Genomic DNA, 247 nt, shown 5'->3' on the forward strand with positions numbered 1-247 from the left:
GAGCCATTAGCTCAGTTGGTAGAGCATCTGACTTTTAATCAGAGGGTCAGTGGTTCGAGCCCACTATGGCTCACCATTATTTTAATATCGCGGGTGTGGCGGAACTGGCAGACGCACTAGACTTAGGATCTAGCGCCTCACGGCGTGGGGGTTCGACTCCCTTCACCCGCATATGCAGAAGTAGTTCAGCGGTAGAATACGACCTTGCCAAGGTCGGGGTCGCGGGTTCGAATCCCGTCTTCTGCTC

Annotated in this window: 3 tRNA genes; all 3 read left to right on the plus strand. The window is 54.3% G+C overall.

The features are described from left to right. The 3 genes from ACA31_RS00005 (at nt 1) to ACA31_RS00015 (ending at nt 246) form a co-directional block, all read left to right on the plus strand. A tRNA-Lys gene (locus tag ACA31_RS00005) sits at nt 1–76 on the plus strand. A 13-nt stretch (nt 77–89) separates the two neighbouring features. After that, nucleotides 90–171, plus strand: a tRNA-Leu gene (locus ACA31_RS00010). A gap of 3 nt (nt 172–174) precedes the next feature. Continuing rightward, nucleotides 175–246 (plus strand) — tRNA-Gly (locus ACA31_RS00015). The last annotated feature ends 1 nt before the right edge of the window (nt 247 follow it).

It is taken from the genome of Staphylococcus sp. NAM3COL9, from assembly GCF_001431205.1.
GTDB lineage: Bacteria > Bacillota > Bacilli > Staphylococcales > Staphylococcaceae > Staphylococcus.